Below are 26,227 nucleotides of genomic sequence, written 5' to 3' on the forward strand. Positions count from 1 at the left end.
CGTCTTCTACTTCGCCGGGGATACCGAAAGGCGATCGGCTTTGCTCGCCAAAAAACCGGCAACCTCGGCGCCCACGGCCAGCAGGTCGGCCGGGTCCATGTTGGCCACGTCGTGCGCGGTCAAGGTCGGCTCGGTGATGCGCGGCAGCACGATTTGCAGGGCCGACACGTTCAGGTTGGCCAGCTCGATCAGGGAAATGCCGCGCAGGGCGCCCGCCTTGGGCTTGCGCACGGTCAGCGACGTGATGAAGCCGTCGCCGCGCTTGATCGGCTCGTCCAGCTCGATGACGGCTTGGTTTGTGTTTTCGTTGTTCATGCTGTGTTCCTTGTGGTGTGGTGGTGAATAAAATGGGGATTACAGGCCGATGGCCTTGCGGATGGCAGCATTCGTGTCGCCGCCGCCGAAGTTCTCGGTGCCGCTCATGAAGTCCAGTTCGATGACGGTGGCCCCGTCGATCATCAGCTTGTAATAGCTACAAGCCATGGTGTATTTGTGCGTGGTGTCGTCGCCCATCTTGGCGCCGCCCATATCGATTTCCTTGTAGCGACCACGCACGACGACCTCGACGGCGGCGACGCTGCCGTCATCGTCGTTCTGGTAGGCGCCGGCAAAGCGCAGTTGCACGGCGCCGTGCGTGTGCGCGCCGTACTGTTTCAGCGCTTCGGCGATCAGGCCGCCAGCGCTCCATTCCAGCGACAGAGCCTCGTTGCCGAAGTCCACGGACACAGGGCCGCTCATGCCGCCCGCGCGGTACTCCTCCATCTTGCGGCTGAGTTTCGGCAAGGTGACTTCGGGCACCATGCCCATGAACAGGACGCCGTTTTGAAATACGTTGAATTGCTTGAGTTTGTGGGGCATGCCCATAGTGTTCTCCAGTGGTCAGTTGCACCCGCACGCGGCGGGCACGGGGATGGTTAAGCCGCGATGCGCGAGGCGAAGTCGGCCAGATAGCGGTCGGTAATGCGCTGCTGGAATTTCAGATTTTCCAGCGGCGGCACGGGCGTGTAGTCGTAATCGATTGCCAGCTTGCCGTCTTTCAGCCCGGCCTTGTCGTTGTATTGCTCGTCATACCAGGCATGGCCGTCGATGATGTAGCCCTGCAATTTCAGGTCGCGGAACTTGGCGTTGATGCTTTCCAGCAGGTCGCGCACCAGGGACGGGTGCAAGGGCACATCGACGTAGGCGAAATGCGCCTCGGCGATGGTGTCGGCCAGCACCTGGGCCGTGCGCGTGTAGCTTTCGAAATAGAAGAAGCCGCCCGGCGCCTCGCAGGTGCGCGAACCCCAGAAGCGGTAGCCGCCCATGTTAATCAGGGTCGTGACTTCCTTGGCGTTGAGCACGCCGGCATCGGTGGCCGGGTCTTGCAGGTCGAAAAACACGTCCTTGGTGATGCCGGTCGGGCCGTTGATGACGACGTTGGACAGCGTCTTGTGCCAGCCCGTTTCCTCGTCGATCTTGGCGCGCAGGCCCATGGCGTAGGCCACGGCGGAAATACTGGCTTCTTCGTCGGTGGCGGTGTTCCAGTTCACGAAGTCGGGCCAGATCATCATCACTTCACGCTGGCCGAACTGGCCGCGATAGGCGGTGGCAGCGGTGACGGTGGCGCAGCCATAGGCGGACGCATACACGAAGGCGCGCAAGCGCTGTGCCACGCTGGCCAGGGCGTTGGTGACCGCCTGGGTGTCCAGCCCCGGCGCGCCCAGGATGCGCGGTTTCACGCCGAGCCTGCTTTGCGCGGCCAGCAGCGCCTGGGCGCCCAAGTACTTGCCGTCGGGCGACACGCCGCCCACGGCATTGCTGGTGGTTTCCGCTTCCGTCTCGCCTTCGGCCACGCGTACAACGATGGTCAGGGGTTTGGTCTGCGCGGCGATGGCCTGCAGGCTGCGGTACAAGGTGCCCGTCTTGCCGGCCTTGCCCATGGCGGCCAGCACGTTAGTAACGAGCACGGGCGTGTCGAGTGGGAAGGCCGCCGGGTCGGCATCGTCGGCCGTGGCGATCAGGCCCAGCACGGCCGTGGAAACGGTGCGGATGGGGCGCGAACCCTCGTTGATTTCAATGACGCGCACGCCATGGTGGTAGTCGGTGGCCATGTTGCTCTCCTGGTAGGTGGTAAATGTCGGGGGTGTTACTGGGGGCTGCCTGCATCATCGAAGGCGCGCCGGGCCTCTTGCGGCAAGGCGTCGGCGATGCGCTGGAATTCGGCGCTGACGGCCGCTTGCAGGGCAGCCATATCCTGTGCTGCGGCGACCGTCGGGCAGATGGTGATGTCGAGCAGGCAGGTGCGCGCCGTGGCGATGGCTTGCGCGGTTTCCGCGTCGCCGCTGGCCATGGCGGCAAAGCCGATACCGGCCAGGCGGTTGAGGATGCCGTCACGGCGCGCGCGAACGGTGTTGAGGTAGACGGCGCATACTTGGCCATAGGGAGTGGGTGCCGGCGGCGTGATGCGCAGCGTTCCTTTGACAAACTTGAACGATCCGCCGGATGCGCGGACGGTATGGGCGGCCAGGTGGTCAGCCTCGGATACCTCAAACACATCGGATGGGATGTCCTGGTACTCGATGCACGTAGGGTAAAAGAATCCGGTGCTCGGTGAATATCTGACGGCCATGATTATTTTCCAATCGCAAAATAGGATGGGGTGATGCCGCCCGAAAGCGCATTCCCGTTGTAGGTGTACAGGCGGCAGCCCGTTTTTGTCTTCATACCGGCGTTGACGTTGCTGGGCAGACTGGCCCCGCTTCCGCTTTGCCCTTCATACCCAGTGAAGACGTGAAAACACTCGTTCGGAAACGGAATCGGGAAGATCACGTCGACATAGCCAGATTCCGGTGTCTGCGCTCCGCTGCCCACCTGCTGAATCGTGCCGCTGGGTAATCTCTGGTAGCCGCTCGAAGACACCATTGCCGCAAAGTCGGCATTGCGCCACAGCTCGGCGGTCGAGTCGATGACCTGCCATACAACATCGGACGCTGCAGTGAGCGTGAGGTATTGCCCCGTTTTCAATTCGATGAAAGGGACGCCACCCACAATGAAGCTGATATTGGCACCCGCTCCTGGGACGATTTTTGCCGTATTGCCACCAAAGCCAAAGAAGTGAATGCACTTGCCTGAATTTGTTGATAAACCAAGATCGCGAGGCTTAGGCAATGTAAAAATCACGTTTGGCGCCGAAAAATACAGCGCTTTACCGATGTCGTCAGGAGTCAGGCTGCGGTCCATTCCCACAGCATCATGCCCAATAATATTGCCTTGCGATTGCTGCACAAACTCGGCATTGGCCAGTTTTTTAGACGCGTCAAACTTCGGCAGTGTCGCCACTTCCTTCATGCTGTATTGCGGATGCGGATCGGCCGCCGCTGCGTGCTTGGCCAGTTGCTGTTCACCGTAGGCAACGATACTGCTGTCCTGTTGATCCACATGGCTGCGCTGGGCCAGCTGCGGATGGGGGTCGTCAGCGCTCAGGTGTTTTCCCAGCTGCTGATCGCCATAGGCGCGTGCGCTGGTGCTCTGCTGATCGACATAGGCGACCTTGGCCAGCAGCGGGTGCGGGTCAGCGGCGGCCAGGTGCTTGGCCAGTTGCGCATCGCTGTAGGCGCGCACGGTAATGATCTGTTCATCGACATACTGGCGCGTGGCCAGGATGATGGATGGGTCGATTTTCAGCTCGATGGCGGCCGTGCTGGCGACGATCAGCACGATGCGCACCACTTGCGTGCGGCCGCTGCCCTCGGTCATCAGCGGCTTGTAGCTGGGCGGGCAGTTGGCCACCGCGCACAAGTCGCCGGCTTCGTCGTAGATGCCAATCTCGCGGATCCACCAGCCGCCCACGTCCTCGGGCAGCACCTGCTCGACGATGATCTGGCTGGCGTTGTCCGGGTCTTTGTCCAACTTGTTCAGGTCGGCGCGGTGCACCTCGCGCACCAGCGCCTTTTGTCCTCGGTCGGGAGTCGGCAGGGTGCCGTTGCCGTCGCCCACGGCCATTTTTTTCAGTTTCAGGGTTTGCCCCAGGGCGATGGCGTTGGCCAGCTTGGCCTCGCCCACTTGCGTCAGGATAGCGAAATATGTGCTCATGGATAGATGGTCATGGTGTCGATGGTATGGGATGCGCCGGCCTGCAACAGCGTGCCGCGCACTTCGATGGTTTCCGCAATCCAGGGATAGACGGTCATAACGTCGCCGTGGTACGCGGCAATGCCGGTGTAAACCGTGCCGCGACTTTCCAGATAAAGCGCTAGGCCCGTCATGTGGCGGCTGACGGGCTTGGCGTCGGCAATCAGGCGTTCCATTTCCTGAAACATGGCGTCCGTGATGCCCGTGTCCAGCACGCCGACATCGAGGCGGAAGGTGCCCGGCACGCCCGGCGGCGTGGTCTGCCACCATTCGGTGATGCGGATCAGGTAGCCCAGGGACTCCACCACGCGGCGCACGGCGGCAATCGTGCCCTTGTGCTTGTGGATGAAATAGGACGCCTTGATGGCGCCGCGCTTGATCGACTCGGGCCAGGCGTCGTCCCAGCGGTCGACGGAACACGCCCAGGCCAGAAACGGCAGCAGATTGACGGGGCAGCGGTCGGCGCTCCACAGGTCGCGCAGCGGCACGGGCACGTTGACCAGTTCGGCGCAGGCCACGGCAATGGCGCGTTCCAGCGCCGTGGTGTTGGGCGGCAGGGTCGGCACGGTCCTATTCATCGAGCACCACCACATTCAATTTGATGGCGGTGCAGCGCGCGGCCTGGGTGGCGTCCAGTTCGATGTCCGCCACCGGGCTGCTCAAGACGACCTTGCGCACGCCTTCGACGTGGACGGCGGCGCTGCAGGCGGAGCGGTAGATGCTGTGGCCCAGCGGGCGGCGCGGCTGCGACACGCGCACGGCGTTGGCGCGCGCGGCATCGAGCAGGATCGGCACCTCCGGGCCGACGCCGATAAACAAGGTGGCCTCGATCTGGTAATCGATGACCTGGGCGGCCTGTACCGTCAGGCGGTCGCCCAGGGGGCGCACTTCCTCGGCGTTGAGCGCGCGCGCTACGGTGGCCAGCAGCGCGGCGTCGGCGATGCCTGTGTCGTTGTTGGCCAGCACCGTGACGGTGACGCTGGCCGGTGCGGGGCTGGTGGCGCTCGCGTCCTTGACGAGGCCGTCGCTGCTGCGGGCGTGGAATTCGTAGGACGCTTTCGGGCCGGCCACGGACAGGCCGTCCGGCGCTTCCTGGATGCGCAGGCGGTAGGCGTCGTTGTCTTCCATGACGGCGGCCACGGGCGGCAGGGCGTTCGGATTGGCCGGCGTGATGGTCAGGCGCGCCACGTTGACGTTGGCGCCCAGCTGATCCAGGTCGCCATCGAGGGCAAACGCCAGCATGACGGCCTTGCCGGCCTCGTTGACGCGGTTGCGCAGGATGGTTTCCTGATATGCGTTCTCTTCCAGCAGCTTGGTCGCCGGTTCCGATTCCAGCTCCAGCAGAGCCGTGACGGCCGCGCGCTCAGCTTCCGGCAGCAGGCTCACCAGGTGGGCTTTGCGGTTGGCGAGGATGGCCTCAAAGTCCAGCGCCTCGACCACGCTGGGCGCCGGCAATTGGGTCAGGTCGATAGGCGTGCTCATACGATGCCCCCTTGCTTGACGGGCACGGCCATGGTGATGGCCTGGCCATTCGCCGTGCCATCGAGCAGCAACGCGATGGCGCCGTCCGTGTCTCGCGTGAGCTGTACGCTGGCGAGCTGCATGCGCGGCTCCCAGCGGCGCAGGGCAAAGGCGGTGCTCGCATAGATGCGCAATTGCGTGGCGCTGTTCAGGGGCTGGTCGATCAGCTCGGGCACTTCGGAGCCATAGCGGCGGCGCCGGATGCGCGAGCCGATGGGCGTCGTGAGGATGTCGGTGACCGACTGGCGCAGGTGGCCCAGGCCCGTCAGGCTGCGCCCGGTGGCGGCGTGCATGCCCATCATGATTGCGGCTCGCCCGACTGGTCGCCGCCGGCCTTGACGCCGCCGTGTGGATGCTTGGCCAGGCTGATGGCGCCGGCCAGCACGTCCTCGCTGGCCTTGATCGTCCCTTGCACGGCCATGGCCACGCCGCCAGCGGTGCCGGCCTTGGCGTTTACGCCGCCGTTCAGCGCGGTGGCGCCGTTGACGGTGGCCGCCTCCATGACGATGAGGTTTTTCATGACAGTCAGGTCACCCGTGCAAATGGTGCTCGGTGCGTTCGACGTGACCTTATCGGCGGTGATGGTGGCCGTGCCGCCGGGCAGCGTCGCCGTTAGGGCGTGGGCCGCGTGGTCGTATTGCACCACGGCACCGTCGGTGTAGTGCGTGGTGTGGATCGTGTCGCTGGTTTCGGGCGCGTCAAACGCCTGCGAGTACAGCGCCGGCAGAATGATGCCGCGCGTCAGCTCGCCACCGGGGGAAAAGACAATGACCTGTTCGCCCACGGTAGGAGCCGACCAGGTGCGGGTACTCCCTGCACGCCGTGTGGCCCAGTTCAGCCATTCCGTGGTGAGTGTCGGCCCGAGCCGCACTTGCGCCTTGGCCCCTTTGACCTCAGCAATGGTGCCCAGGCGGATCAGGTTTTGCAGCAAGCGGAGGAGGTCGGACTGGTCGGCGTTCATGCAGTGCATGTTGCCGAAGTCCGCGTGCGGATGCACGCGGGGGCGGGTTGTTATACGGCTTACTGACTAACGCTGCGACTGACTAGTGTTTCAGGTCACAAATTTTATCGGGAGAAAATTACCGATGATTAGACGACACCGTAGAATTTCCCCAGCGCATTTGCAAGAAATCCGCCTGCGGCCGCGACGCTAATTTGCCAGCCGCCACCAGCAGCTTTCCCCATCATCTTACCAAACCATGTACTTACATTTGGCCCAAATTCCGTAGCTGACCTGGGCTTAGGGTCGTCGCGCACGGCATGCTCTAATTCTTGAACGTCTTCTTGACTTACTCCGTTCTTTGTCAAATGACGTGCCAGAGTTGAGAAATCGGCAGCTGTGATTTGCTGAGAATTGGTTTGATTGACAGAAGAGCCCCTATCGATATTACCTAAGACACCTTGGAAATTTTGAATGTTGATGTTATGCATGGCTGCTTGCCTTTCGCTTTCAGAAAATAATAGACCCTCTCCTAGGATACCATCTGCCTCGAGTGCGAGGGACCATTCTAAAATTGTTGTTCTCACAGCACCCAAGATAGCCATTACTTGATTCACTCCCACGCTTCGAGTGGGCCGAAGCTGCGCATAGCTATGCTGACCAGACATCAGGGTTGCTTCGGTCTCGGGGGGGAAGTTGTAAACTATACAGCCGCCGCCCTCAATGCTAAGAAGTTGCGATAGAGAATGCAAAGATTCTGTTATTTTAACTTCAGCAAGAATGTCGTGCATTTGATGTGGCACTTGAAATGGTATTAACCCTCGAATAGGATTGTGTGCTTTGAGTTCACCACGAATGATGCGATAGTCAGGGAGGTTTTTACGACCCTCACCTTTATAACCATTGAGTTCTGATAGCACCCATTGTCGAAAATCGGTGAGTTTTAATTTTGTCGCTACCATCAATGTTTTGCGAAGCAAATCCCCAATATCATTGTTGCCATCGGAAGCCAGTTCTTGAAGTTCTATAACGACAGATTTATTCATCTTTATTCTCTGGAGGTAGGGTTTAGATCATTTCGTCAAAGATGCGGCGAATATTTTCAGATAATCAATATTGCCTTCAATCTTTTAAGGACTAAGATCAACTACACAGGATACCAAATTCCATAAAATATTGCGCGTATACCAAACTGATGCGGTAGTAGTTTCGTTTGGTTGTAGCACTCAAACTTGTCCGATGTGCTTCAGCAAAGATTCACGTATCAACGTCCGATCAAGTACATTCATTCCTAACAAAGGCCGAGCAGGATAACGATAGTTGGCCCCCTTTTTTGTAATCTTATCCGTCAGCCCTTTTTGATGTACGAGTGCAATTTGAGCCACCTTCCCTACAAAGCCGATGTTGAGTTGGTTGGCGTCAGCGCTAATCATAAAGTACTTTGCTGTGCGGAGTTTGCCAAACATCGCCGCCTTCTGCCGCTTGATCCGTCCACTCTTTCCCTTGAATTCCTTGCGCCGCTTGCGCGCCGGATAGGCTGCGCCATCCGGCCCTTGCTGCGCCTTGATGCGCTGCGCCTGGTTGCGGCGCAGGTCGATGGCCACCTTGTGATTGATGGCGCGGCGCTGGGCCGGCTGCAGCTTGGCCAGCAGGGCGCCGGCCCAGGCTTCCAGCGCGTGCAGGTCGTCGCTCATGGCGTGGCCTCTGGCGTGCGCCATTCGGCCAGCAGGGTGTCGCCGTCATACAGTTTCCAGAACTCGTCCGCGTAGGCGGGCATGTGCTGTATTTCGGCCAGGTGCTTGATGTCGAGGCGGCCTGCCTCGCCGGTCTTGACTGCCACGCGCTCGGTCAGGTCCAGCTTGATGGAAATGTCGACCGTTTCATGGTTATTAAAATCCACCTCGAAGGCGATGCCGTGCTTGCGGGTTTCCTCGTTGGCCATCAGGTCGAGCTGGTGCACTTTGAGCCAGGCAATCAGGGCCACCATGATAGCGTCGGCATCGCCCGCGTAATCGGTGACGATCAGGTTGAGCTTGAAGCGGTATTCAAAGGAGAGCGAGGCGGTGGCCGACGCCACCACGTTGCCCTCGTCGGCGAAGACTAGCAGGCGGTCGGGGTCGCGCTGCAGGTCGGGGATGGCGGCGGCCAGGTGCTGGCGCAGGCTATTCGGTTTGTACATGGTAGGTATCTCGCACGGTGTTGTAGGCGTCGATGCAGGCGTTCAGTTGGCGGGTGGCGTCGTCGCCGTCGCCGGCAATGGCATCAAGAGCTGCCGCAGTCGCTGCGTCAAGTTCGGCGCGCGCCTCAATCCGATGGCTTGCGGCAGGGGCGGAATCTGCAGTTGCGGTGCACTGGCCGCTGGCAACGGGGATTGACAGGCGCACAGCGCCGCTGCGCACGTCAGCATTGAAACGGTCACGTTCAGTTTTCGCATGGGTTTGTTCCTGGGTGAGGTGGTCGGCGCGCTGCGCCAGGGCGGTGCCGGCGGCGCGCTCCAGCGTCAGCACGCGGGTGGTGGCCTGGGCCAGCGCGGTGGCGGCGGTGGTCTTGGCAGTGGCCGCCGCCCGCTGCAGTGCGGCGATGCTGGCATCCTTGCGCCAGCCCTGCGCCGTCCAGCCGACCAGGGCGCCGCACAGGAGAACGGCGACCAGCGGGCGCCAGGTGGTCGCGGTCACATGGCCACCCGTTCCTTGATCCAGCCGAACAGAAAACGGCGCTGGGTCTTGTTGGCCTCGGTGATGTCCAGGTAGCGCGCCGCCTGCAGACCGTTCAGGGCGCGCAGCAGCACGGCGGCGCCGTCCTGGCCGCGCCATTTCAGGAAAGCGGCCAGCGCGCCCAGCGACTGCGTGCCCAGGCGGCCGTCAACGAACAGCGCGGGGTAGCGCGCGCCCGTGTCATTGAAACCGTTCAGCCAGCGCTGCAGGAACTCGGCCGCGCGGTGTGGCCCCATGTTCACGCCCGTGTCGATCAGCTCCGCGCCGATGCCGGCATGGGTGGCCAGCACCTGGTCGAACTTCGGTTCCGTGATGTAGCGGGCCGTGTAGATGGCGCGCGCCACCGCCACGGGCAGATCGCGCATCGGTCCCGTGTAGCCGTTGGCGCGCGCCACGGCCACAGTGATGCCGTAATTGGTTTCGCCGCCTTTGTCTTGCGGGTCGTTCACATAGCCGCCTTCGGCGCGCAGGATGGCGTCGATGACGCGTGCGACCAGGGGATTGTCCATGGTGGCCATCAATGCTCCTTCGCGTCTTTGACCAGCTCGGCGATGTCCTTGTCGCTGCGGCGCTGGAACCACAGGGCCACGGCACGCGATACCCACCAGCCGGGCGCGCCCACGATCAGGTCGATGGCGGAGGCGTTGACCATGGCGCCGATGGCGGGGAGCTGGGCGCACAGCAGCTGATACACGGTGCCGCCCAGCAGGCACGAGAACACACCTGCACAGGCCAGGCGGGCGACGAATTCGCCCTTGTTGAAGGTGCCGTCGGCATTCAGTGGTGGCAGCACGATGTACAGCATGGCCGCGCCGACCATGCCCAGCGCCGCCTTGAAGCCGTACAGTTTGACCAGGGTGGCGAAACCACCAAACGATTCTGCGGACATTGCTTGATACTCCGGGGTTAGGGGTGAGAGATTTTTCATGATGGATAAAAGGTGGATTGCTGCGTTAATCCCATAGCTGCACAAGATCGGCTGCAGCCACCTGGCCTGTGCTTGGCGCCGGCTCGGGCAGGGTGACGACCAGGCCGGCCGGCAGCACGGCGCCGTGGCGCGCCAGTGCGGGATTGATTTCCAGGGTGTGCTCGACGTATCCCGCGCCGTCGCCCAGGTAGCGCCACACCAGGGCGTCTACCGTGTCGTGCTGTTGCGTGCGCACCTGCATCAGATCAGTTCCACGGTCAGGTGCGTGCGGCCGACGATATCGGCGATGGCCCATTGCGCATTGCGCCGCTGCGCGCCGGGCGCCTCGTCCAGCCACTCCATGCTTTTCTTGTCGCTGACGGAGGTGGCTGTGCTGTCGTAGTCGCGGTAGCGCTCGATCAGGTCGGCTTTCGCCGTGCTGTAGACGGCGCGCCGGTACTGCGCCAGCAGGCGGGATTCGCGGTTGATGCGCGTGGCCGGCACGTCCACCAGGGCGGCAATACCGGCTTGCGCATGCGTGGCTTGCCAGTCGGCCAGCTCGCGGTTGACGTGCAGGATGGCATCGACCACGGCTTGTACCAGGCGCGCGTCGGTGACGGTGCCGTCCAGACGCATGGCGTCGCGCATATCGGTCAGCGCAATATCGGGAAACCAGCCGTCGTTCTCGATGACGCCGGGGGCAACCGCTGGCGGCGCAGGGGCGGTGCCTGGCTGGTTTGACGGGGGAAGGGCCATGAAGGACATACGGGGCGCTTTCAATAATAGGGCGGTGGACGGGGTTCATCAGGCCGATGGTTTAGCCAGAATCCCCCCGTGCCGCCGTGCTGCGGGGGATGCTCTTTACGTGGAACCGGCCGCGCGCTTGAGGCGCCGTTCCAGCCGTTCCATATCTTTCTTGACGCCGCACGACTCCGACAGGGAGCGCGCGCGTTTTAAATGACCCATGGCCGTTTCCGCCTGCGCTACCAGTGCCGGGGCGATGTCATTGTCGTCGGCTTGATCGAGCACGGCGATCATGGCCAGGCCGATGGCCTTGTGCAGCTTGGCGCGCGCCTGGTCGGGCGCGTCGCTGGCGGCCGTCAACTGTTCCACCTGGCCCAGCACCTGGACCGCATGCTGCGGGTCGCTGGCCAGCTTGCCGTGCAAGTACCCTTCAGCAAACTCGTCCAGCATCAGGGTGGCGATGTCGCGGCTGTAAGTCTCGGGCAGGGTGAATTTGTGCGCCAGGGCGTATTCGGCCATGACCAGGGCGCGCGCGTACTCGCCCGTGTCGATGTGCCACACCAGCAGGGTGGCAAAGACATCATCCTGCGCACCCTTGCCGCCAGCCAGCACGCCGTCGATCCATTGCGCATACTCAGGCAGCAAAATGGCCTTGACCTCAATCTTGCGCTCGACGGACTGAATGCCTTTCAGGCGCCGGCGGTCGTCGGCCAGCTTGTAGAGCATCATTTCGTAGGCCGTGCCGGTGGTGACGCCTTGCGGCGCGGCGGCGCCGGCCGTGCGCTCGGCCAGCATGCGCGCGCGGTGGCGCAGGGCGGGGGATTGGTTGGCCATCACTTGTCTTTCAGCTCGATGTTTTCCACCAGCGCGGCCAGGCCCAGGTCTTCGATCACATAGGCGTCGTTCGACGACTCGTAATTTTCGATGCGGTCGCGTTTCGGCACGTCCTCGACGCGGCGACGGCGCGCACCTTCCTGGAAGTAGATCGACAGATTGTCGAAACGCGTGATGAGGATGGCGTTGTCCGGGAAGTACGGCACGCGCGCGGCCGGCAAGCCGCCGATGCGTTTCTGGCTGATGATGATGTCGGCCGCCAGGGTTTCAGTGGGCGCCTGCTTGGTGTTGACCAATGGAAAATACTTGTCGTTCAGCAGCTTGCGCCCGACGATGGCTACCAGATTGGTGTCTTCCTGATACCACGGGTCCAGTAGGTTGACGGCATCGGTGACGGCCGCGTCCAGGTTGGCATAGTCCGCATCGGCCGCGTCGCCGATGATGACCTTGCCCGGCATGCCGCTGGCCACCAGGCCCAGCACGCGCTCGGGCGCCAGCTCGCGCAGGTGCTGCAGCCAGCCCTTGTTGACGTCCTGCAGCAGCGGGTTGGCGTCCAGATCGGTGTCGGCCATGGCTTTCACGCCATTGAAGCCGATGACGATGCGGTCCAGCGCCTGGCGCGTGAGGATGGCATTGGCCACGCGCGACTGGAAGTCGGGAAACTTGGCCCAGGCGTCCAGCTTGGCATAGTTCAAATGCGTGTCGAAGTTGGTTTGTTCGCAGCGGTATTTGGTGCCGTCCAGGGTGGACAGGTCGCGCGTCTTGCGTTCCTTGTCCTTGGTGTTGGTGCGGCCGGCAATCGGGCCGGACACGCCCAGGCCCAGCTTTTCGCCTTCTTGCTCGGCCACGCCGATGATGTTCACTTTTGAGAGGAACTCGCTCGATTCCTGCATCTTGTTTTCCAGCTTTTGCTGCACGCTGGGCGTGACGCTGAAGGTCTTGGCCACGTTGTCCGTGTCGTTCAGTTGGCCCAGGCGGGTTTCATACTGGCCAAAGACCTGGCGCGTTTGCTTTTTCATAAATCAGTGCTCCGTTGTTGAATGGGGTGTTGGTGGATGGCGCGCGCTTAAAACTCGGTCTGCACGGCGCCGTCGTTGCCGGTGGCGGCCGGGCGGCGCGGGCCGTTGCCGGGCGCTTCGTCCATCTGCGCCATGAAGGTCGCAAGCTCGTCCTGCGTCGCTTTCTGCGCCTTTTCCGCAGCATCGAGGCGTTTGAGGGTGTCGGCATAGTTGTCGTTGACGGTGACGACGTGGCCGGCCAGCGCCTGCACGGCCTCGCTGATGTCGGCGAACTGCGCCGCGTCGGCGCCGGATTTATGGGAGAAGCGCGACAACAGGTTTTTCACGGCGTCGGCCAGCTTGGTGCCCTGCTCTTCAAACTCCAGCGTCACCTCGACGGCGGAAGTAAACAGGTTGGTGCTTTGCAGCTTGCGGCTGGCCGAGAATTGCAGCGCTTCGGTGCCCAGGCTGGCGGGGCTGTCGGTGACGCCCAGGCCGACCAGGTAGGGCTGCGACGAGTCGGCAAAGTCGGGCTGAATTTCCAGGCTGGTGTACAGCTTTTGTTTCGCCTTGTTGATGGCGATCAGCTCCGGAGTGGGTTCGATCTGCGCGAACAGGGCCAGCTTCTTGCCGCTGTCCGTGTCCACCTCTTCGGCTTTCACGGCGATCACGTCGCCGTAGGCTTTAAACGGGCCGTCGGGCAGGATGCCCCGGATGTGTTCCAGCCAGATGCGCGCGCCGTAGGTCTTCGGGTTGTAGGAGGCGGCGATTTGCTCGATGGTGGCGCGGTCGATGTTGCGGCCGTCCGTGGTGGCGCCTTCGGTGGCGACGCGGAAAAATTTCGATTTGGACATGGTGGGCGTTCTCGGTTGATCGGATAACGCCATGGTCAACGTCTTGGCGCCGCGATTCAATGCGGTGCGGGTTGCTATGGGCCATAGCGACTTCTGCCTTTCCCCGCTCCGCGCGCGCGCGGCCTACGCTGGCGGCATGCTGACAATCGAGAAAACAAGCGAACAAACCCCCGACGAGAGAATCGCCGAACTGGCCGTGCCCGAATCCGAGCCGCGCCGTGCCGCGCGCGCCCTGTACTGGAAGGGCTGGCGCATTTCGTCCATCGCCCGCCACCTGGGAATCAAGCGCAGCACGATCAATAGCTGGAAGCTGCGCGACGAGTGGGACAAAGCGCAGGCCATCGAGCACGTCGAGGCAGCGGCCGAGCTGCGGTTAGTGAAATTGATCGAAAAAGAGGTCAAGAGCGGCAGCGACTACAAGGAAATCGATCTGCTGATGCGCGCAATTGTGCAAGCGGCGCGCGTGCGCCGCTATGAGCAACCGGGCGGCAACGAGGTCGATCTCAACCCCAAGCTGGCGAACCGCAATGCCGGGCCGAAGAAGAAGCCGACGCGCAACGACTTCAGCGAAGAGCAGAAAATCCAGCTACTCGACGCCTTCCAGGACTCGCTCTTCGATTATCAAAAGGTCTGGTATCGCAACGGCGACCAGCGCACGCGCGCCATCCTCAAGTCGCGCCAGATCGGCGCCACGTGGTACTTCGCCCGCGAGGCGCTGGCCGACGCCATGCAGACGGGGCGCAACCAGATTTTCCTGTCCGCTTCCAAGAGCCAGGCCCACGTCTTCAAGCAATACATCGTGCAATTCGCGCGCGAGGCGGCCGGCATCGAGCTGACGGGGGATCCCATCGTGCTGCCGAACGGTGCGCATCTGTACTTCCTGGGCACGAACGCGCGCACGGCGCAGGGCTACCACGGCAATTTTTACTTCGATGAATTCTTCTGGACGCAGAATTTCCAGGAACTCAACAAGGTGGCCTCGGGTATGGCCATCCACAAGAAGTGGCGCAAGACCTACTTTTCCACGCCGTCGTCGACCACGCACCAGGCTTACCCGTTCTGGACGGGCGAGCTGTTCAACAAGCGCCGCGCCAAGGCCGAGCAATTCAACATCGACGTGAGCCACCAGCGCCTGGCCTCGGGCTACACGGGCGAGGACAAGCTCTGGCGCCAGATCGTCACCATCCTGGACGCTGAACGGGGTGGCTGCAACCTGTTCGACATCGATGAGCTGCGCAACTTCGAATACAGCCCCGACCAGTTCGAAAACCTGTTGATGTGCAATTTTATCGACGACTCGGCCAGCGTCTTCCCCTTGAACGAGCTGCAGCGCTGCATGGTTGATTCCTGGGTGGAGTGGGAAGACTACAAGCCGCTGCTGGGCCTGCGCCCATTCGGCAACCGCGCCGTATGGATCGGCTACGACCCGGCCTTGAACGGCGACAGCGCCGGCTGCGTGGTGCTGGCGCCGCCGATGACGGCCGGCGGCAAGTTCCGCATCCTCGAGCGTCACCAGTGGCGCGGCCAGGATTTTAAAGACCACGCCGAAGCCATCCGCCAGATGACGCAGCGCTACAACGTTGAATACATCGGCATCGACACGACCGGCATGGGCATCGGCGTGCTGCCCATCGTGCGCGGCTTCTTCCCGGCCGTCACGGCCATCAACTATTCGCCGGAAGTCAAGACGCGCATGGTCTTGAAGGCGAAAAACATCATCAGTAAGGGCCGGCTGGAATTCGACGCCGGCTGGATCGACATCGCGCAATCGTTCATGGCGATCCGCAAGACCCTTACGCCCAGCGGGCGGCACGTCACCTATGTGGCCGGGCGCAGCGACGAGACAGGCCATGCCGACCTGGCATGGGCCTGCATGCACGCGCTCGACCACGAACCCTTCGAAGGTAGTACCGACAACAACCAATCCATCATGGAGATTTACTCTTGAGCAAACGACATCAGCGCGCCAGCGTGCCTTCCGCGCCCGGCGCCAACACGAACGCAGCCACGCCAGCGGCGCCGGACGCCGCCGGCATCCAGGCGTTTTCCTTCGGCGACCCGACGCCTGTGCTCGAGCACGCCGACATTCTCGATTGTTTCGAATGCTGGAAGAACGGCCAATGGTATGAGCCGCCCATCAACCTGGCCGGCCTGGCCAAGTCATTCAATGCCGGCGTGCATCACTCAAGCGCCATTCACTTCAAGGCCAACGTGCTGGCGTCTACCCTGGTGCCCAGCAAGTATTTGTCGCGCGATGCATTTAAACGCCTGGCGCTCGACTTCCTCACGTTCGGCAACTGCTACCTGGAAGACCGCCCCAGCCGCAGCGGGCGCCCGTTGAGCTATGCGCATGCGCTGGCCAAGTACATGCGCCGCGGCGTCGACTGGGACACGTATTTCTTTGTCACCAATCACGGCACGGCTCACCAGTTCGACAAGGGCCGAGTGTTTCACTTGATGGAACCGGATGTGAACCAGGAGCTGTACGGTGTGCCGCAGTACCTGAGCGCGTTGCAGTCGGCCTGGCTCAACGAGGCGGCCACGTTGTTCCGTCGCAAGTATTACAAGAACGGCTCGCATGCCGGTTTCGTCTTCTACATGACGGATGCGGCGGCGAACACGCAGGATGTGGACAACTTGCGCCAGGCCATGCGCGACAGCAAGGGGCCGGGCAATTTCCGCAACCTGTTCATGTACGCGCCGAACGGCAAGAAGGACGGCATCCAGATACTGCCGGTGTCGGACGTGGCCGCCAAGGACGAGTTTTTCAACATCAAGAGCGTCACGCGCGACGACCAACTGGCCGCGCACCGCGTGCCGCCCCAGCTCATGGGCATCCTGCCGAACAATGCAGGCGGCTTTGGCGCCGTCGAACCGGCCGCGCGCGTCTTCGCGCGCAATGAGCTGGTGCCGCTGCAGTCGCAGTTCATGGCGATTAACGAATGGGCCGGCGTGGAAGTGGTGAAGTTCGCCCCGTATGACCTGGCCACAGGCGGGGAGGGCGCAGCATGAGCGACCACATCGACAACACCGACACGATCATCTTTGCCGAGGTGGCGCGTGGCCTGGCCGCCGTGCGGCGCCGGCCGGGCCTGGTGGCGCACGGCGCCTGCCACTACTGCGACGAGGTGCTGGTGCCCGGCCTGCCGTTCTGCAACGTCGATTGCCGCGACGATTACCAGAAGGAGCAGGCGGCGATGATCCGCGCCGGCCATCCAGAATGACCGCCACGCCGCGATGACCGGCAGGGCAGGGCGGCCGATAGCCCAGCCGCGCCAGAGCGCCCCAGCCACCACCCAAGCCGCCCCCGAGGCGGCTTTTTCACGTCCTGATGATGGGTGTTGCTCTAGATGCAATAAAAAAGCCCATTTCGGCCCGCCGCGCGCAGTTGTCCCCCCTCCACACCTGCCCGCTATATAGGGCTCTTTTGACTCAAATGTGCGCCATGGCCGAAGGCGCATGAGGACTGGCGCGGCGGGGCGAAGAGGGGGCGTGCGTTTTGACGCATTTTGACGCACTTTGAGAGGTTTTTCGTGCGGGTGGTGTGGCGACGTGGGAACGACGCTGTTTTCGCGCTGCACCGCGCCCTGGTGCGGTTCTGCACGCTCGGCCGATGTTTACTTTACAGCTCTCAATGTTCGGATATACTGTATGAATATACAGTATATTGAGGTGGTGCCGTGCTTGTAATAGCAGCAAAATTATATTCCGATCAAGGCGTGCCCTTGCCTCGTCACAGGGAGGTTACGTTACGCTGTACGGGTATAGGGGTGTTTACTATGATCGAGCGATTCGAAAAGGATTTTGGGCGCACAGTGCGTGTGGCGCACTTGAGCCCAATCGGCGGCGGGAGAGACTTCATCCTTCCGCCATTGTATGACGCTGCCATAGTGTGGGTGGGGGATGGGAAGTTGCGGGTCCGTGGATTTGAAATCAACCCTATGACCAAGGCTCATGTGGCAATGGCCTGGAGCGCGGAGATTGTGGCAGATCAACGGCCTGGACGAGTATTGCTGCCTCTTGAAGGAGAAACAGAAATTTCAGTGATTACCACTCAAGCGGATCTGGAAAAAGTGGTCGCGGCCGGAACTGGCCCTGCGCAGTGGAAGCGCTGAAATTAAATCGCGTTGGAAAATTTTAAAAACCGTTGGAAAATGCAAAAAAAGGGTTACAAGCCGAAGCATGTAACCCTTTGATTTTCCTACTCATTCTGTGGGGTGGCTGATGGGGCTCGAACCCACGACAACAGGAATCACAATCCTGGCTACTTCTGCGGAAAGGGTATTTGTGTAACTGGCGGATGTCGCTTCTGGATATCCGCGCTGTCCGAGTGTTCGCGCGGCGGCGCATCAACCTGTGCGAAACACCCCCCCTTCACTAATAGCGAGTTGGCGCTATGAGTGCCAGTCGCCTTCACTATATTCGGTTCTTTTAAAGTTTTCGATGCCCAACCGGAAACAGCAGATCCATGTATGGAATCACCCGCAGCGACCATCGAAGTTTGCAAATAAGCTTCATTTTGAGGAGCATTATAAGCTTGGTGTATTTCCGCTGAGCCGAAAATCGCTAGACTAAAGGGATGTTGCCACTTATTGGTTCGCGGACAACGCCTCATTGGATAAGGATAAAATTTACGGGTCTGGAGTTCTAACTTCTCGCCTTCCACCGAACTGCCGATACTTGCTGATTCAGCCATAGTTGTACCTACTAATCCTGTATCGAGAGTGTTGGGGCTTGATGAGCAAAAGAATGGTCAATCATAGCGTAATGTAATTTTTCCAGTGCAGCTTGCACGACCGTTTGATCTGTTTCGAAGTATTCTGCCAACTGTGCAGGAGCAACTCCAAATTCCAGCAGTTCAGTAAGGCGTGCAATTTCGGGAGCAAGCAATTCAGGATCAATTTCACGTAGCCGCGGCGCATATTGCTCTGAGTCGGCTTCGAACTCCTCTTCGGTGAGCGCACCCAACAGGTAGGCGCTATATGTTGCCTGGAAGTCTATATACTTTCGCTGCCAACGTGCAAATTTTTTCACTCTTTGAAGATCGGCAGCTGCGCCATCAAAGTAACCATATAATTGTTTTGCGAACTCTCGCGTAGGCTTCGACTGTATAAACATGGATTTAGTGGAGTTATCCACCACGGTCCTATGAATCATATCGTAGTCCCACTTAACCCATGGATCTAGATTTAAGTCTAAAATATCCTCGGTTGCTGTCGCTTGAGGAAGCGTGAGGAAAGAATTGGACATCGTGTCGGTCATGATGTAACTCCAAGTTCTAAGCCGCTGAATTTCTCAAATTGTGTTTTTATGAATCTCTCTCCCGCATCAAGCAAATGTTGCGGCGGAGTGAGCGAACCGGGCCCATCTATGTGGCGTGGCCGATCATTTATGTCAACCTTAAATTGCAGTCCGTAAGCGACAACCGGAATTGAAAGAATATTTACCAATGCCGGATGCGCACCACCAGCAACCGGCACTTCCATCTTTCGATTCTCATAGGCCGAGGCCGTTAAAGTCAGATAAAGATCATCAATTTCAAAACCCACATTAAATTGAGAGGACGCGGTTCGGCCCAATTTCTCTATCTTGAAGAAACGTTCAAACAAATAGTCTTGTAGTGATTGGACCGATGAATCTGATGGGAAAGTTATGTCGTAGACAAGGCCGCTATGACTCAGCGAATCTTTCGGGACAACCTTCTCAACTCTACGGCTAAACTCCAAGACGTTTTTAACGACAGCACGCAACTGCTCTCCCATTGAGATGGCCGTGGGGGAGAAGCTCATTTGCAGTTGACAGCTGACTTGTGAGAACAGAATTGATTTGCTGTTATTTCCGAATACGATGCGCGCGTGGGACGGATTTTCATGGTCTGGCACGTTGGTTTGATGCGACTGTCCGCTTACAAAATCCGAAAAAGCCGACTCGATCTCGGCTTGCTTGAAACGAATTTTTGCGTCAGGTTCCGTGAAATTGACAACATAAACCACTGTCGAAAGGTAGGGCGTTCTTGTGAGAGTCATGGCTTGTTTTTTCGGCAAATATTCAACGGTATCATTCGATCATATCAGAATGTGATGAGGGTGCAAGCAGTTTGGTCAAGTGTCCATTACAAATAAATGTCGCTAGAGCAATTCATGGCGTAACTTTTGGCGTAACTTTCTTCGGTGCTATGTCCGTCGTCATAGGTGAAAAATATTGCTGCATCATTGGCGTAAGCTTTTCAGCGGAATTCTTCTTTGCCGCGGCGGCGTTGATTTCTTTTGGGACGGTGGTCATGTGTTCTTTGTCGTTGGTCCGGCGGCCGGAAAATGCGTGCCTGCCGGGCTGTGGGTGGTGCTGTGTGCGTTCAAGGCCGCGCCAGTGGGCGCAGCTTGGGTTAAGGCCATCATTTTACCGCTTTCGGCGGGCGGGGCGGCGTATTGCGTGCGGGTGTGAAAAAGCCGCATCGACCGGAGGTACGCTGCTTCCTATCTAGAGTGCTAGTGTTGGCGCAAGCGATAGGGCAGTGGGTGAGGGCTTGGAGCAATATCTGCCATGGATACAGCCGCTCATGATCAACAAAGGGACTGTGGCGCGGGCATTGTGCAGGGACGGTAGAGTACCTTCCATTGCCTGTATCAGGAAGCATGCAGCGGCAATGGAAGGAGGAAGTGCGCTACGGATTTGCGCACCAATGTTCTTACATGCCAGAAGAGCCGCCGACCGAGCTTTCCGGATCGAAGGAGAAGACGCGTAGTTCCGGTTGGACGTCCTCGCCGCGCATGATGCGTACCGTCATGACGAACGACAATTCCCAACGGCCTGCTGCATAGCCTACGTCCAAATTGTGTTTCCACTCCTGGCGGATGCGGTGCAGAGGTGTCTGATCGGGTTCGCCCAACAACTGCTGGATCTCGAAGTCCAGCGGCAAATGATAAGTAGCGCCTACAGCTTGCAAAAATGGCGATGGCGGCGAATAAATGGTTGGTACTTTCGGGCCGATCTGCGTCAGTTGCGGTACGGTGATAATGCAGCAGTCGACAATTTGGAATGAGGTGAAGCCGCTCTCGCTGGAGCCGCAGCAAGTGACATCCAGGTACACATGCTGGCCTTTCTGGAAGTGCACGCCGCCCATGTAGGGGCCGTGGCGTGGGTCTGCTGTGCCGTCACAGGAGGTGAAGCTGTAGTCGAGCTGATTGGTGATCTGGTCTGCATCAAAATGCACGGATAACTTCATCCAAGGGCTTACAGGCGTCATTTTTTACTATCTCTTTCAGTTAGGAAGTTGAAGTACTGAGGATCTCGTCGCAGGTTTAAAAGTTCCGGTTCTGATTCAATCAGATTGAGTGGATAGCCTCGCTTGTCGGCAAGACGTAGCGCAGCTAAGGCTTGTTCACGGTTTCCAAGGAGTTCGTGTGTCATGGCAGCACGAAACTGCACATCGGCTGTATCAGGTGCCAAGGCGATCGCCTTTCGCATGATCGCCAGTGCTTGTTCACGTGCTCCGGTATACGCGCTGTATAGCGCCATGCGCGAGTTATAGGTGATTTCATCCGGGGCTGCCTCTAATAGAGGTGCCAGCAAATCAATTGCACGTTGGTAGGAGCGCCGCGATTTTTCCTTTTGGGCTGGAATCCACCTTTGTGCATCTGCCAAGTTAGCCCAGAGCAGATAATTTCCAGGGCTGCCTTTGCTGCTGGAAACGGCATCTTCAAATGCATTGGCGGCACCGATATAGTCTCCACGGGCAAACAGCGAAGTGCCCAAGTTGGTGTAAAGCTCCCAGTGCGGTTGGATCTGCAAACCCTGCTGCAATACACGCAGCGCCTCATCGCCGCGATCCTGGCGGAGCAGGGCCGCATTTAGGTAGGCATACGAGTTTGCCGCCTGCGGATCCAGTTGAATGCTGTATCGGAACGACTGTTCAGCTTTTTTGTAGTTACCCTGCTGGAACTGCATGATGCCTCGCTGCAAACTGAATAATCTCTCCCGCGGATAAATACTAGTAGCGTTTTCGAGCAGTGGAAGTGCTTGTTCGAACTGCTTCATATAAATTAGATTGCGTATCTTGCCGTACAGTCCCAGCAAGTTTTGCGGATCCAGATTCAATGCCGTCGTCGCGGCCTGTAATGCCGTCACGCGTTTGCCTTGGAATTCCAAGACCCATGCCTGGGCCACATGCGCCAAGGCTAGTTGGCCATCCACAGCTAAGGCTTGCTGTGCACTCGCGTCGGCGCGTTGCAACCAAGTCGGATCCCGGCCATCACCGACATAACGTAGGCTATATGCCAACGATAGTCCGGCCGCCGCCGCTGCATTGCGTGGATTGTGTTCCAGCACTTTGTTGAACAAGTCAATCGCCTGTTGTTGACTGGCCTGGTGATCGAATAGACGGAGTTTTTCCATGCCATTCTGCATGGCCTGGATTTCTGAATATGCGGCATCCCGGGGTTCCGTGGACAGCGACCTGGGTAGTTGCCATGCCGCAAATGCCAGCAGCATAGCCCCGGCGGCCAGTTTTAATGTGCGTTTTCTAGGCAAGGGCAGGCGGATGGAGACGCTGGCGGGTGGTTCTTCCTTCGCGGGTATCTCGTCGGCAAGGGGCGTGGCCAGGGTGAGCGGTTCGCCGCGCTGCGCCCCGATAGCCTCGCGCACATCGCGCATCGTGCGTGGCCGTTCGGCCGGGTCGTGCGCCGTCATTGCGCGCACGAGGGCATTGATGGCGGGCGGGACGGAATCGGGCAGGTCGGGCCACGGTTCCGTCGCCTGCATGTGGGCGGCGGCCAGGGCCAGGCCGTTCAGGTGGGCGAAGTGGCGCTGGCCGGCCAGCATTTCGTACAGCATGGCGCCCAAGGCATACACGTCGCCGCGTGTGTCGGGCAGGCGGCCCATCAGGCGTTCGGGCGCCATGTAGGCGATGGTGCCCTGCAAGTCGCACAGGGTGGTCGTTTGCGTGGCTTGCGGGTCGATGTGGCGCGCCAGGCCGAAGTCGAGGATGCGCACCTTGCCGCTTGCTTCCAGCATCAGGTTCGACGGTTTCAGGTCGCCGTGGACGAGGTCCATGGCATGCGCCTCGTCCATGGCGTCGGCGATCTGGTAGGCGATGTCGAGCGCGGCTTGCAAGTCCGCCTTGCCGCTGTGCATGAACTGGCCCAAGGTCTGGCCTTCGACCAGTTCCATGACGATGGATTGGCTCGTGCCCTGGCCCTCGATGGCGAAGATGCGCACGAAGGCCGCATGCCTGAGCGAGGCGGCCAGGCGTGCTTCATTGATGAGTTTTTCCGGATGCAGCACGTCGGCTTGCGGTTTCAGGCGCTTGAGCGCCACGCTACGGCACAGCTTGGCATCCCAGGCTTCGAACACATGGCCGAAACCGCCTTCGCCCAGCAAGCGGCGCACTTCATAGTGCCCGCTGATCGTGTCGTCTTGCGGCGGGGTCTGACGCAGGGAGTCGAGCAGTTCCATATACCTTGGCTTCAGAGTGCATCAACGTGGACATCCAGCATTGAAAAGGGTCAATGCGATGTTGGAATGCTCAAGATGATTGATTTTGAGTAACTTCCTGATTTAAAACGATTGTTTCGAATAAGTCAATTAATATTGACAAGGAGTGAACAAAAGCTGCTTTACCTGCGCCAGGAAGGCACTCCTTGCTGACGCATGCGCGCAATCTTGTTCAAACTCAATTTTCCTCCCTCCCGCTTCATCAATAATGCAGACGGGGCTATACCGGCATGTGCCGATCAGGCGATGGGGGCGGGCATGGACGAGTTGCTGCAATACTACGAGCGCGAACTGGGCACCTTGCATGCGCACAATCAGGCGTTTGCCCGACGCTATCCGGCCATCGCCGGCGCACTGGGCATCCTGAGCGGCGACATGGGCGACCCGCACCTGGCGCGCATGCTGCAGGCGTTTGCCATGTTCAACGCGCGCACGGCCAAGCGCCTGGCCGACGGCTTCGGCGCCTTCAGCGAAACCTTGCTGGAAGTGAACTTCCCCCATTATTTGCGCCCGTTTCCCGCCTGCGCCATTGCGCGCATCGATAACGACGCGGCGACGGTGACCGAGCTGGCCACCATTCCGCGCGGCACGGTCATGCATGCTGCCGAGCATCAGGGCGTCACCTGCAAGTTCACCACCACCTACGATGTTGCCGTGGCGCCGCTGCGCCTGTCCGACGTGCGCTTCCAATCCATCGTGGCGGCGCCGCCCGCGGTGCGCCTGACGCCGGATCTGGGGGCGGCGATCAGCATCACGCTCGAAGCGGCGGACGCCACGTCCACGCTGGACGGGCTGGCGCTGCCGATGCTGCGCCTGTTCCTCGACGGCGAACCTGCGTTCTGCGCCACCCTGCGCGACAGCCTGTTCCTGCGTGCCCGCCGCGCCTATGTGGAAGTCGATGGCGCGTGGCAGGCGCTGGACGCGGTGCCTGTGCATCCGGTCGGCTTTGCCGCCGAGGACGCATTGATACCGGCCAAGGCCGCCTCGCATCCCGCTTACCTTCTGTTGGGCGAATGGTTTGCCTTTCCGGATAAATTCAATTTCGTCGACCTCGACCTGGCCGCGCTGCGCCCATTGTTGCCGCCGGCCTGCCGGCGTTGCACCGTGCACTTGCTGCTGGCCGACGTGCAGGCCGACGCGGATATCGCACGCATCTTGCGGCCCCTGTCCGCAAGGCATCTGGTGCCGGGGTGCACGCCTGTCGTCAACCTGTTCCGCCAGGCCGCCAATCCCATCCGCCTGACGCACGCGAGCGCCGATTATGTGCTGCTGCCCTCGGTCAGGCAGGCGCATTGCTACGACATCCACAGCGTCGACAGTGTGCAGGTTCTCGGTGAAGCGGAGCAAGGCGCCGCGCTGGACACGTTTCACCCGTTTTATTCGATGCGCCATGGCGAGGCGGGCGGGCGCCAGGGGCGTTATTGGGTGACGCGGCGCGACGAGGATATGGCGCTGAGCCATCCCGGCTATGACATGCGCATCTCCTTTGTCGACGGCGCCATGCAGCCGCTGCACGACACGACGCAAACGGTGTCCATCATGCTCACCTGCAGCAACCGCGACTTGCCCAGCCGCCTGGTGTTCGGCCATGCCGCAGGCGACTTGCACCATGACGGCGCGGCCAGCGCCTTGCCGGTGCGCCTGCTGCGCAAGCCCGGCGCGCCCTGTCGCTTCCCTGCGGGTGCGGCGTCGCACTGGCGGCTGATCGCGCAATTGTCCCTGAATCATCAGTCGCTGAGCGAGCAGGGCTTGCCGCTCTTCAAGCAGATACTCGAGTTGTACAACTTGCCCGGTTCGGCCAGTGCCGCGCGCCAGATCGCGGGCATGACCGGACTGCGCCAGCGCGCTGCCAGCACCTGGCTGCACGACGAGGCGGGCGGCAGCCTGGTCTTCGGCATCGACGTCCTGCTGTCCGTCGACGAGGAAGCCTTTGTCGGCAGCGGCTTGCATGCGTTTGCCCAGGTCATCGAACGCTTTCTCGGGCTGTACGTGCACCTGGGTTCGTTTACCCGCCTGATCGTCTTGTCGCAGAAGAATGGAAAGGAGTTGCTGTGCTGCCTGCCACGCAATGGAAACCAGACGCTGGCGTAGTCGCGCGCCTGCTGGCCGATCCGTCCGGCACCGGTTTCTTTCAGGCCGTGCGTTTGTTGTGTGCCTGGATGATGCAGCAAGGCATTTCACAGGAGCAAGTGTTTCGCGATTGCCTGCGTCTGCATGGCAGTGCCTCGCTGTCGTTTGCTCCAGGGGAAATCGAACAACTGTGGCTGGAGCCGCAGGCGGACGGCGAGACGCAGGTGCATGTGCAGGCGGCCATGCTGGGTTTTTTGGGCGTGCATGGCAGCTTGCCGCTGCATTACACGGAAACGCTGGTCCGCCATGAGCGGCAGACGGGCGACGGTGCTCCCCGCGACTGGCTCGATGCGCTGTCGCACCGGGCGCTGCCCCTGTTTTACCAGGCCTGGGCCCGCTACCGCATCGAATGCCAGCAGGACGCCGACGGCGGCGAGTTCCTTCCGCTGCAGCTGGCGTTGGCGGGCGCCTGGCCTGCCGAGGTGGCCAGGCAGGAAGATGGTTTGCCTGCGCACGTGCTGGCCCATTACGCGGCCTTGCTGCGCCACCGGCCCGTGTCGGCCGACGCGATGCAGGCGGTGCTGGCCGAGTATTTCGGCGTGCCCGTGCGCTTGCAGCGTTTTGTCGGCGCCTGGTTCCGGCGCGCAGCGCAGGAGCGCACCTTGCTGGCCGCCGCCCATGCTCGGCTGGGGCAGGGAACCATGCTGGGCGAACGCTGCCGGCGCGCCGACTTGCGCGTGCGCCTGGTGCTGGGGCCGCTAAGCCGCCGCGCCTACGAGGATTTCTTGCCCGGCCGGCCAGGCGCGCTGGCCCTGCGCCAGATGCTGGCGCTGTTCGGCTTGCCTGGCGTGAGCTTCGAGATCCGCCTGGTCTTGCGGCGCGAAGACGTGCGTGGCTGCGTCCTGGGCAGGGGCGCCTGCCTGGCGGAGGATGCCTTTCTGGCCGGCAAGTTGTCGGCCCGTGACCGTGATGACATGCATTACGACCTGCGATTCGATGGCTCCGCCTGAGACCGCCGTGAATGATGGATACCGCTGACTGTTGGA

General features: G+C 60.7%; 32 protein-coding genes. 6 read left to right on the forward strand and 26 right to left on the reverse strand.

What is annotated here, in order from left to right; translation table 11 throughout:
• Positions 1–6: 6 nt before the first annotated feature.
• The 20 genes from O3301_RS08330 to O3301_RS08425 all read right to left on the reverse strand — a co-directional run bounded on the left by O3301_RS08330 (position 7) and on the right by O3301_RS08425 (position 13,622).
• A complete protein-coding gene (locus tag O3301_RS08330) occupies positions 7–315 on the reverse strand; it encodes a phage tail assembly protein (RefSeq protein ID WP_305056094.1) in 309 nt (102 codons plus the stop codon).
• A 39-nt stretch (positions 316–354) separates the two neighbouring features.
• A complete protein-coding gene (locus O3301_RS08335) occupies positions 355–864 on the reverse strand; it encodes a phage major tail tube protein (RefSeq protein ID WP_225243363.1) in 510 nt (169 codons plus the stop codon).
• Between the two features lie 50 nt (positions 865–914).
• Complete coding sequence (locus tag O3301_RS08340) at positions 915–2,090, reverse strand: phage tail sheath protein (protein ID WP_305056095.1); 1,176 nt, start codon at positions 2,088–2,090, stop codon at positions 915–917.
• 35 nt (positions 2,091–2,125) lie between these two features.
• Positions 2,126–2,608 (reverse strand): hypothetical protein, encoded by a 483-nt coding sequence (locus O3301_RS08345; RefSeq protein ID WP_305056096.1) that lies wholly within the window; start codon positions 2,606–2,608, stop codon positions 2,126–2,128.
• 2 nt (positions 2,609–2,610) lie between these two features.
• Entirely contained in the window at positions 2,611–4,041 is a 1,431-nt protein-coding gene (locus tag O3301_RS08350) for a phage tail protein (protein WP_305056097.1), read from the reverse strand.
• A gap of 26 nt (positions 4,042–4,067) precedes the next feature.
• The gene (locus O3301_RS08355) at positions 4,068–4,688 is read right to left on the reverse strand and encodes a phage tail protein I (protein ID WP_305056098.1); all 621 of its coding nucleotides are present in this window, start codon (positions 4,686–4,688) and stop codon (positions 4,068–4,070) included.
• Positions 4,681–5,592 (reverse strand): baseplate J/gp47 family protein, encoded by a 912-nt coding sequence (locus O3301_RS08360; protein ID WP_305056099.1) that lies wholly within the window; start codon positions 5,590–5,592, stop codon positions 4,681–4,683. Before O3301_RS08360 ends, O3301_RS08355 begins: the two co-directional genes overlap by 8 nt.
• Positions 5,589–5,933 carry a GPW/gp25 family protein gene (locus tag O3301_RS08365; RefSeq protein WP_305056100.1) on the reverse strand — a complete coding sequence of 115 codons (345 nt, stop codon included), beginning with the start codon at positions 5,931–5,933 and terminating at the stop codon, positions 5,589–5,591. The genes O3301_RS08360 and O3301_RS08365 overlap by 4 nt, the downstream gene beginning before the upstream one ends.
• Positions 5,930–6,592, reverse strand: a complete 663-nt coding sequence (locus O3301_RS08370; protein ID WP_305056101.1) for a phage baseplate assembly protein V — start codon at positions 6,590–6,592, stop codon at positions 5,930–5,932. The genes O3301_RS08365 and O3301_RS08370 overlap by 4 nt, the downstream gene beginning before the upstream one ends.
• Positions 6,593–6,720: 128 nt before the next feature.
• Positions 6,721–7,617, reverse strand: a complete 897-nt coding sequence (locus tag O3301_RS08375; RefSeq protein WP_305056102.1) for a hypothetical protein — start codon at positions 7,615–7,617, stop codon at positions 6,721–6,723.
• 180 nt (positions 7,618–7,797) lie between these two features.
• A complete protein-coding gene (locus O3301_RS08380) occupies positions 7,798–8,265 on the reverse strand; it encodes a phage virion morphogenesis protein (protein ID WP_305056103.1) in 468 nt (155 codons plus the stop codon).
• Positions 8,262–8,750 (reverse strand): phage tail protein, encoded by a 489-nt coding sequence (locus O3301_RS08385; RefSeq protein WP_070224674.1) that lies wholly within the window; start codon positions 8,748–8,750, stop codon positions 8,262–8,264. Before O3301_RS08385 ends, O3301_RS08380 begins: the two co-directional genes overlap by 4 nt.
• Complete coding sequence (locus O3301_RS08390) at positions 8,734–9,246, reverse strand: lysis system i-spanin subunit Rz (protein WP_305056104.1); 513 nt, start codon at positions 9,244–9,246, stop codon at positions 8,734–8,736. The genes O3301_RS08385 and O3301_RS08390 overlap by 17 nt, the downstream gene beginning before the upstream one ends.
• Complete coding sequence (locus O3301_RS08395; RefSeq protein ID WP_305056105.1) at positions 9,243–9,803, reverse strand: glycoside hydrolase family 108 protein; 561 nt, start codon at positions 9,801–9,803, stop codon at positions 9,243–9,245. Before O3301_RS08395 ends, O3301_RS08390 begins: the two co-directional genes overlap by 4 nt.
• Entirely contained in the window at positions 9,803–10,174 is a 372-nt protein-coding gene (locus O3301_RS08400) for a hypothetical protein (protein WP_070224671.1), read from the reverse strand. Before O3301_RS08400 ends, O3301_RS08395 begins: the two co-directional genes overlap by 1 nt.
• A gap of 64 nt (positions 10,175–10,238) precedes the next feature.
• Entirely contained in the window at positions 10,239–10,454 is a 216-nt protein-coding gene (locus O3301_RS08405; protein ID WP_305056106.1) for a tail protein X, read from the reverse strand.
• On the reverse strand, positions 10,454–10,957 hold the full coding sequence (locus O3301_RS08410) for a head completion/stabilization protein (protein WP_369812181.1): 504 nt from the start codon (positions 10,955–10,957) through the stop codon (positions 10,454–10,456). Before O3301_RS08410 ends, O3301_RS08405 begins: the two co-directional genes overlap by 1 nt.
• Positions 10,958–11,053: 96 nt before the next feature.
• The gene (gpM, locus tag O3301_RS08415) at positions 11,054–11,770 is read right to left on the reverse strand and encodes a phage terminase small subunit (protein WP_305056107.1); all 717 of its coding nucleotides are present in this window, start codon (positions 11,768–11,770) and stop codon (positions 11,054–11,056) included.
• A complete protein-coding gene (locus tag O3301_RS08420; protein WP_305056108.1) occupies positions 11,770–12,789 on the reverse strand; it encodes a phage major capsid protein, P2 family in 1,020 nt (339 codons plus the stop codon). Before O3301_RS08420 ends, gpM begins: the two co-directional genes overlap by 1 nt.
• Positions 12,790–12,836: 47 nt before the next feature.
• Positions 12,837–13,622: a GPO family capsid scaffolding protein gene (locus tag O3301_RS08425; protein WP_305056109.1), complete on the reverse strand. Its 786-nt coding sequence runs from the start codon at positions 13,620–13,622 to the stop codon at positions 12,837–12,839.
• A 136-nt stretch (positions 13,623–13,758) separates the two neighbouring features.
• Here O3301_RS08425 and O3301_RS08430 point away from each other — a divergent pair, with 136 nt between their 5' ends.
• From O3301_RS08430 to O3301_RS08445, 4 genes are all read left to right on the forward strand, one after another.
• Entirely contained in the window at positions 13,759–15,570 is a 1,812-nt protein-coding gene (locus O3301_RS08430; protein WP_305056110.1) for a terminase ATPase subunit family protein, read from the forward strand.
• The gene (locus O3301_RS08435; protein ID WP_369812182.1) at positions 15,567–16,634 is read left to right on the forward strand and encodes a phage portal protein; all 1,068 of its coding nucleotides are present in this window, start codon (positions 15,567–15,569) and stop codon (positions 16,632–16,634) included. The genes O3301_RS08430 and O3301_RS08435 overlap by 4 nt, the downstream gene beginning before the upstream one ends.
• Positions 16,631–16,846: a hypothetical protein gene (locus tag O3301_RS08440; protein WP_305056111.1), complete on the forward strand. Its 216-nt coding sequence runs from the start codon at positions 16,631–16,633 to the stop codon at positions 16,844–16,846. Before O3301_RS08435 ends, O3301_RS08440 begins: the two co-directional genes overlap by 4 nt.
• Positions 16,847–17,401: 555 nt before the next feature.
• A complete protein-coding gene (locus tag O3301_RS08445; protein WP_305056112.1) occupies positions 17,402–17,737 on the forward strand; it encodes a hypothetical protein in 336 nt (111 codons plus the stop codon).
• Between the two features lie 149 nt (positions 17,738–17,886).
• Here the strand turns inward: O3301_RS08445 and O3301_RS08450 are convergent, their stop codons facing one another.
• The 6 genes from O3301_RS08450 to O3301_RS08475 form a co-directional block, all read right to left on the reverse strand.
• Entirely contained in the window at positions 17,887–18,318 is a 432-nt protein-coding gene (locus O3301_RS08450) for a hypothetical protein (RefSeq protein ID WP_305056113.1), read from the reverse strand.
• A gap of 11 nt (positions 18,319–18,329) precedes the next feature.
• A complete protein-coding gene (locus O3301_RS08455; protein WP_305056114.1) occupies positions 18,330–18,884 on the reverse strand; it encodes a hypothetical protein in 555 nt (184 codons plus the stop codon).
• Positions 18,881–19,648: a hypothetical protein gene (locus tag O3301_RS08460; RefSeq protein ID WP_305056115.1), complete on the reverse strand. Its 768-nt coding sequence runs from the start codon at positions 19,646–19,648 to the stop codon at positions 18,881–18,883. The genes O3301_RS08455 and O3301_RS08460 overlap by 4 nt, the downstream gene beginning before the upstream one ends.
• A gap of 112 nt (positions 19,649–19,760) precedes the next feature.
• A complete protein-coding gene (locus O3301_RS08465; protein ID WP_305056116.1) occupies positions 19,761–19,904 on the reverse strand; it encodes a hypothetical protein in 144 nt (47 codons plus the stop codon).
• A gap of 403 nt (positions 19,905–20,307) precedes the next feature.
• Positions 20,308–20,832 (reverse strand): hypothetical protein, encoded by a 525-nt coding sequence (locus tag O3301_RS08470; protein ID WP_289911074.1) that lies wholly within the window; start codon positions 20,830–20,832, stop codon positions 20,308–20,310.
• 29 nt (positions 20,833–20,861) lie between these two features.
• Positions 20,862–23,072, reverse strand: coding sequence for a serine/threonine-protein kinase (locus tag O3301_RS08475; protein WP_305056117.1), 2,211 nt, complete (start codon positions 23,070–23,072; stop codon positions 20,862–20,864).
• A gap of 297 nt (positions 23,073–23,369) precedes the next feature.
• Between O3301_RS08475 and tssF the strand changes: the two genes are divergently transcribed.
• Entirely contained in the window at positions 23,370–25,202 is a 1,833-nt protein-coding gene (gene tssF, locus O3301_RS08480; RefSeq protein ID WP_305056118.1) for a type VI secretion system baseplate subunit TssF, read from the forward strand.
• The gene (tssG, locus tag O3301_RS08485; RefSeq protein WP_305056119.1) at positions 25,163–26,191 is read left to right on the forward strand and encodes a type VI secretion system baseplate subunit TssG; all 1,029 of its coding nucleotides are present in this window, start codon (positions 25,163–25,165) and stop codon (positions 26,189–26,191) included. Before tssF ends, tssG begins: the two co-directional genes overlap by 40 nt.
• The last annotated feature ends 36 nt before the right edge of the window (positions 26,192–26,227 follow it).

This window comes from Janthinobacterium sp. SUN211 (assembly GCF_030587315.1).
Taxonomy (GTDB): Bacteria; Pseudomonadota; Gammaproteobacteria; order Burkholderiales; family Burkholderiaceae_D; genus Janthinobacterium; species Janthinobacterium kumbetense.

Excerpts from the sequence above, each read along its gene's own strand:
- O3301_RS08440 (WP_305056111.1), top strand. The coding sequence starts at position 16,631 with ATGAGCGACCACATCGACAACACCGACACGATCATCTTTGCCGAGGTG.
- O3301_RS08460 (WP_305056115.1), bottom strand. The coding sequence starts at position 19,648 with ATGACTCTCACAAGAACGCCCTACCTTTCGACAGTGGTTTATGTTGTC.
- O3301_RS08360 (WP_305056099.1), bottom strand. The coding sequence starts at position 5,592 with ATGAGCACGCCTATCGACCTGACCCAATTGCCGGCGCCCAGCGTGGTC.
- tssF (WP_305056118.1), top strand. The coding sequence starts at position 23,370 with ATGGACGAGTTGCTGCAATACTACGAGCGCGAACTGGGCACCTTGCAT.
- O3301_RS08335 (WP_225243363.1), bottom strand. The coding sequence starts at position 864 with ATGGGCATGCCCCACAAACTCAAGCAATTCAACGTATTTCAAAACGGC.
- O3301_RS08345 (WP_305056096.1), bottom strand. The coding sequence starts at position 2,608 with ATGGCCGTCAGATATTCACCGAGCACCGGATTCTTTTACCCTACGTGC.
- O3301_RS08465 (WP_305056116.1), bottom strand. The coding sequence starts at position 19,904 with ATGACCACCGTCCCAAAAGAAATCAACGCCGCCGCGGCAAAGAAGAAT.
- O3301_RS08450 (WP_305056113.1), bottom strand. The coding sequence starts at position 18,318 with ATGGCTGAATCAGCAAGTATCGGCAGTTCGGTGGAAGGCGAGAAGTTA.
- O3301_RS08340 (WP_305056095.1), bottom strand. The coding sequence starts at position 2,090 with ATGGCCACCGACTACCACCATGGCGTGCGCGTCATTGAAATCAACGAG.
- O3301_RS08375 (WP_305056102.1), bottom strand. The coding sequence starts at position 7,617 with ATGAATAAATCTGTCGTTATAGAACTTCAAGAACTGGCTTCCGATGGC.
- gpM (WP_305056107.1), bottom strand. The coding sequence starts at position 11,770 with ATGGCCAACCAATCCCCCGCCCTGCGCCACCGCGCGCGCATGCTGGCC.
- O3301_RS08475 (WP_305056117.1), bottom strand. The coding sequence starts at position 23,072 with ATGGAACTGCTCGACTCCCTGCGTCAGACCCCGCCGCAAGACGACACG.
- O3301_RS08365 (WP_305056100.1), bottom strand. The coding sequence starts at position 5,933 with ATGATGGGCATGCACGCCGCCACCGGGCGCAGCCTGACGGGCCTGGGC.
- O3301_RS08385 (WP_070224674.1), bottom strand. The coding sequence starts at position 8,750 with ATGTACAAACCGAATAGCCTGCGCCAGCACCTGGCCGCCGCCATCCCC.
- O3301_RS08420 (WP_305056108.1), bottom strand. The coding sequence starts at position 12,789 with ATGAAAAAGCAAACGCGCCAGGTCTTTGGCCAGTATGAAACCCGCCTG.
- O3301_RS08445 (WP_305056112.1), top strand. The coding sequence starts at position 17,402 with ATGATCGAGCGATTCGAAAAGGATTTTGGGCGCACAGTGCGTGTGGCG.
- O3301_RS08400 (WP_070224671.1), bottom strand. The coding sequence starts at position 10,174 with ATGTCCGCAGAATCGTTTGGTGGTTTCGCCACCCTGGTCAAACTGTAC.
- O3301_RS08395 (WP_305056105.1), bottom strand. The coding sequence starts at position 9,803 with ATGGCCACCATGGACAATCCCCTGGTCGCACGCGTCATCGACGCCATC.
- O3301_RS08455 (WP_305056114.1), bottom strand. The coding sequence starts at position 18,884 with ATGACCGACACGATGTCCAATTCTTTCCTCACGCTTCCTCAAGCGACA.
- O3301_RS08380 (WP_305056103.1), bottom strand. The coding sequence starts at position 8,265 with ATGAGCGACGACCTGCACGCGCTGGAAGCCTGGGCCGGCGCCCTGCTG.
- O3301_RS08370 (WP_305056101.1), bottom strand. The coding sequence starts at position 6,592 with ATGAACGCCGACCAGTCCGACCTCCTCCGCTTGCTGCAAAACCTGATC.
- O3301_RS08355 (WP_305056098.1), bottom strand. The coding sequence starts at position 4,688 with ATGAATAGGACCGTGCCGACCCTGCCGCCCAACACCACGGCGCTGGAA.
- O3301_RS08405 (WP_305056106.1), bottom strand. The coding sequence starts at position 10,454 with ATGCAGGTGCGCACGCAACAGCACGACACGGTAGACGCCCTGGTGTGG.
- O3301_RS08430 (WP_305056110.1), top strand. The coding sequence starts at position 13,759 with ATGCTGACAATCGAGAAAACAAGCGAACAAACCCCCGACGAGAGAATC.
- O3301_RS08410 (WP_369812181.1), bottom strand. The coding sequence starts at position 10,957 with ATGTCCTTCATGGCCCTTCCCCCGTCAAACCAGCCAGGCACCGCCCCT.
- O3301_RS08425 (WP_305056109.1), bottom strand. The coding sequence starts at position 13,622 with ATGTCCAAATCGAAATTTTTCCGCGTCGCCACCGAAGGCGCCACCACG.
- O3301_RS08330 (WP_305056094.1), bottom strand. The coding sequence starts at position 315 with ATGAACAACGAAAACACAAACCAAGCCGTCATCGAGCTGGACGAGCCG.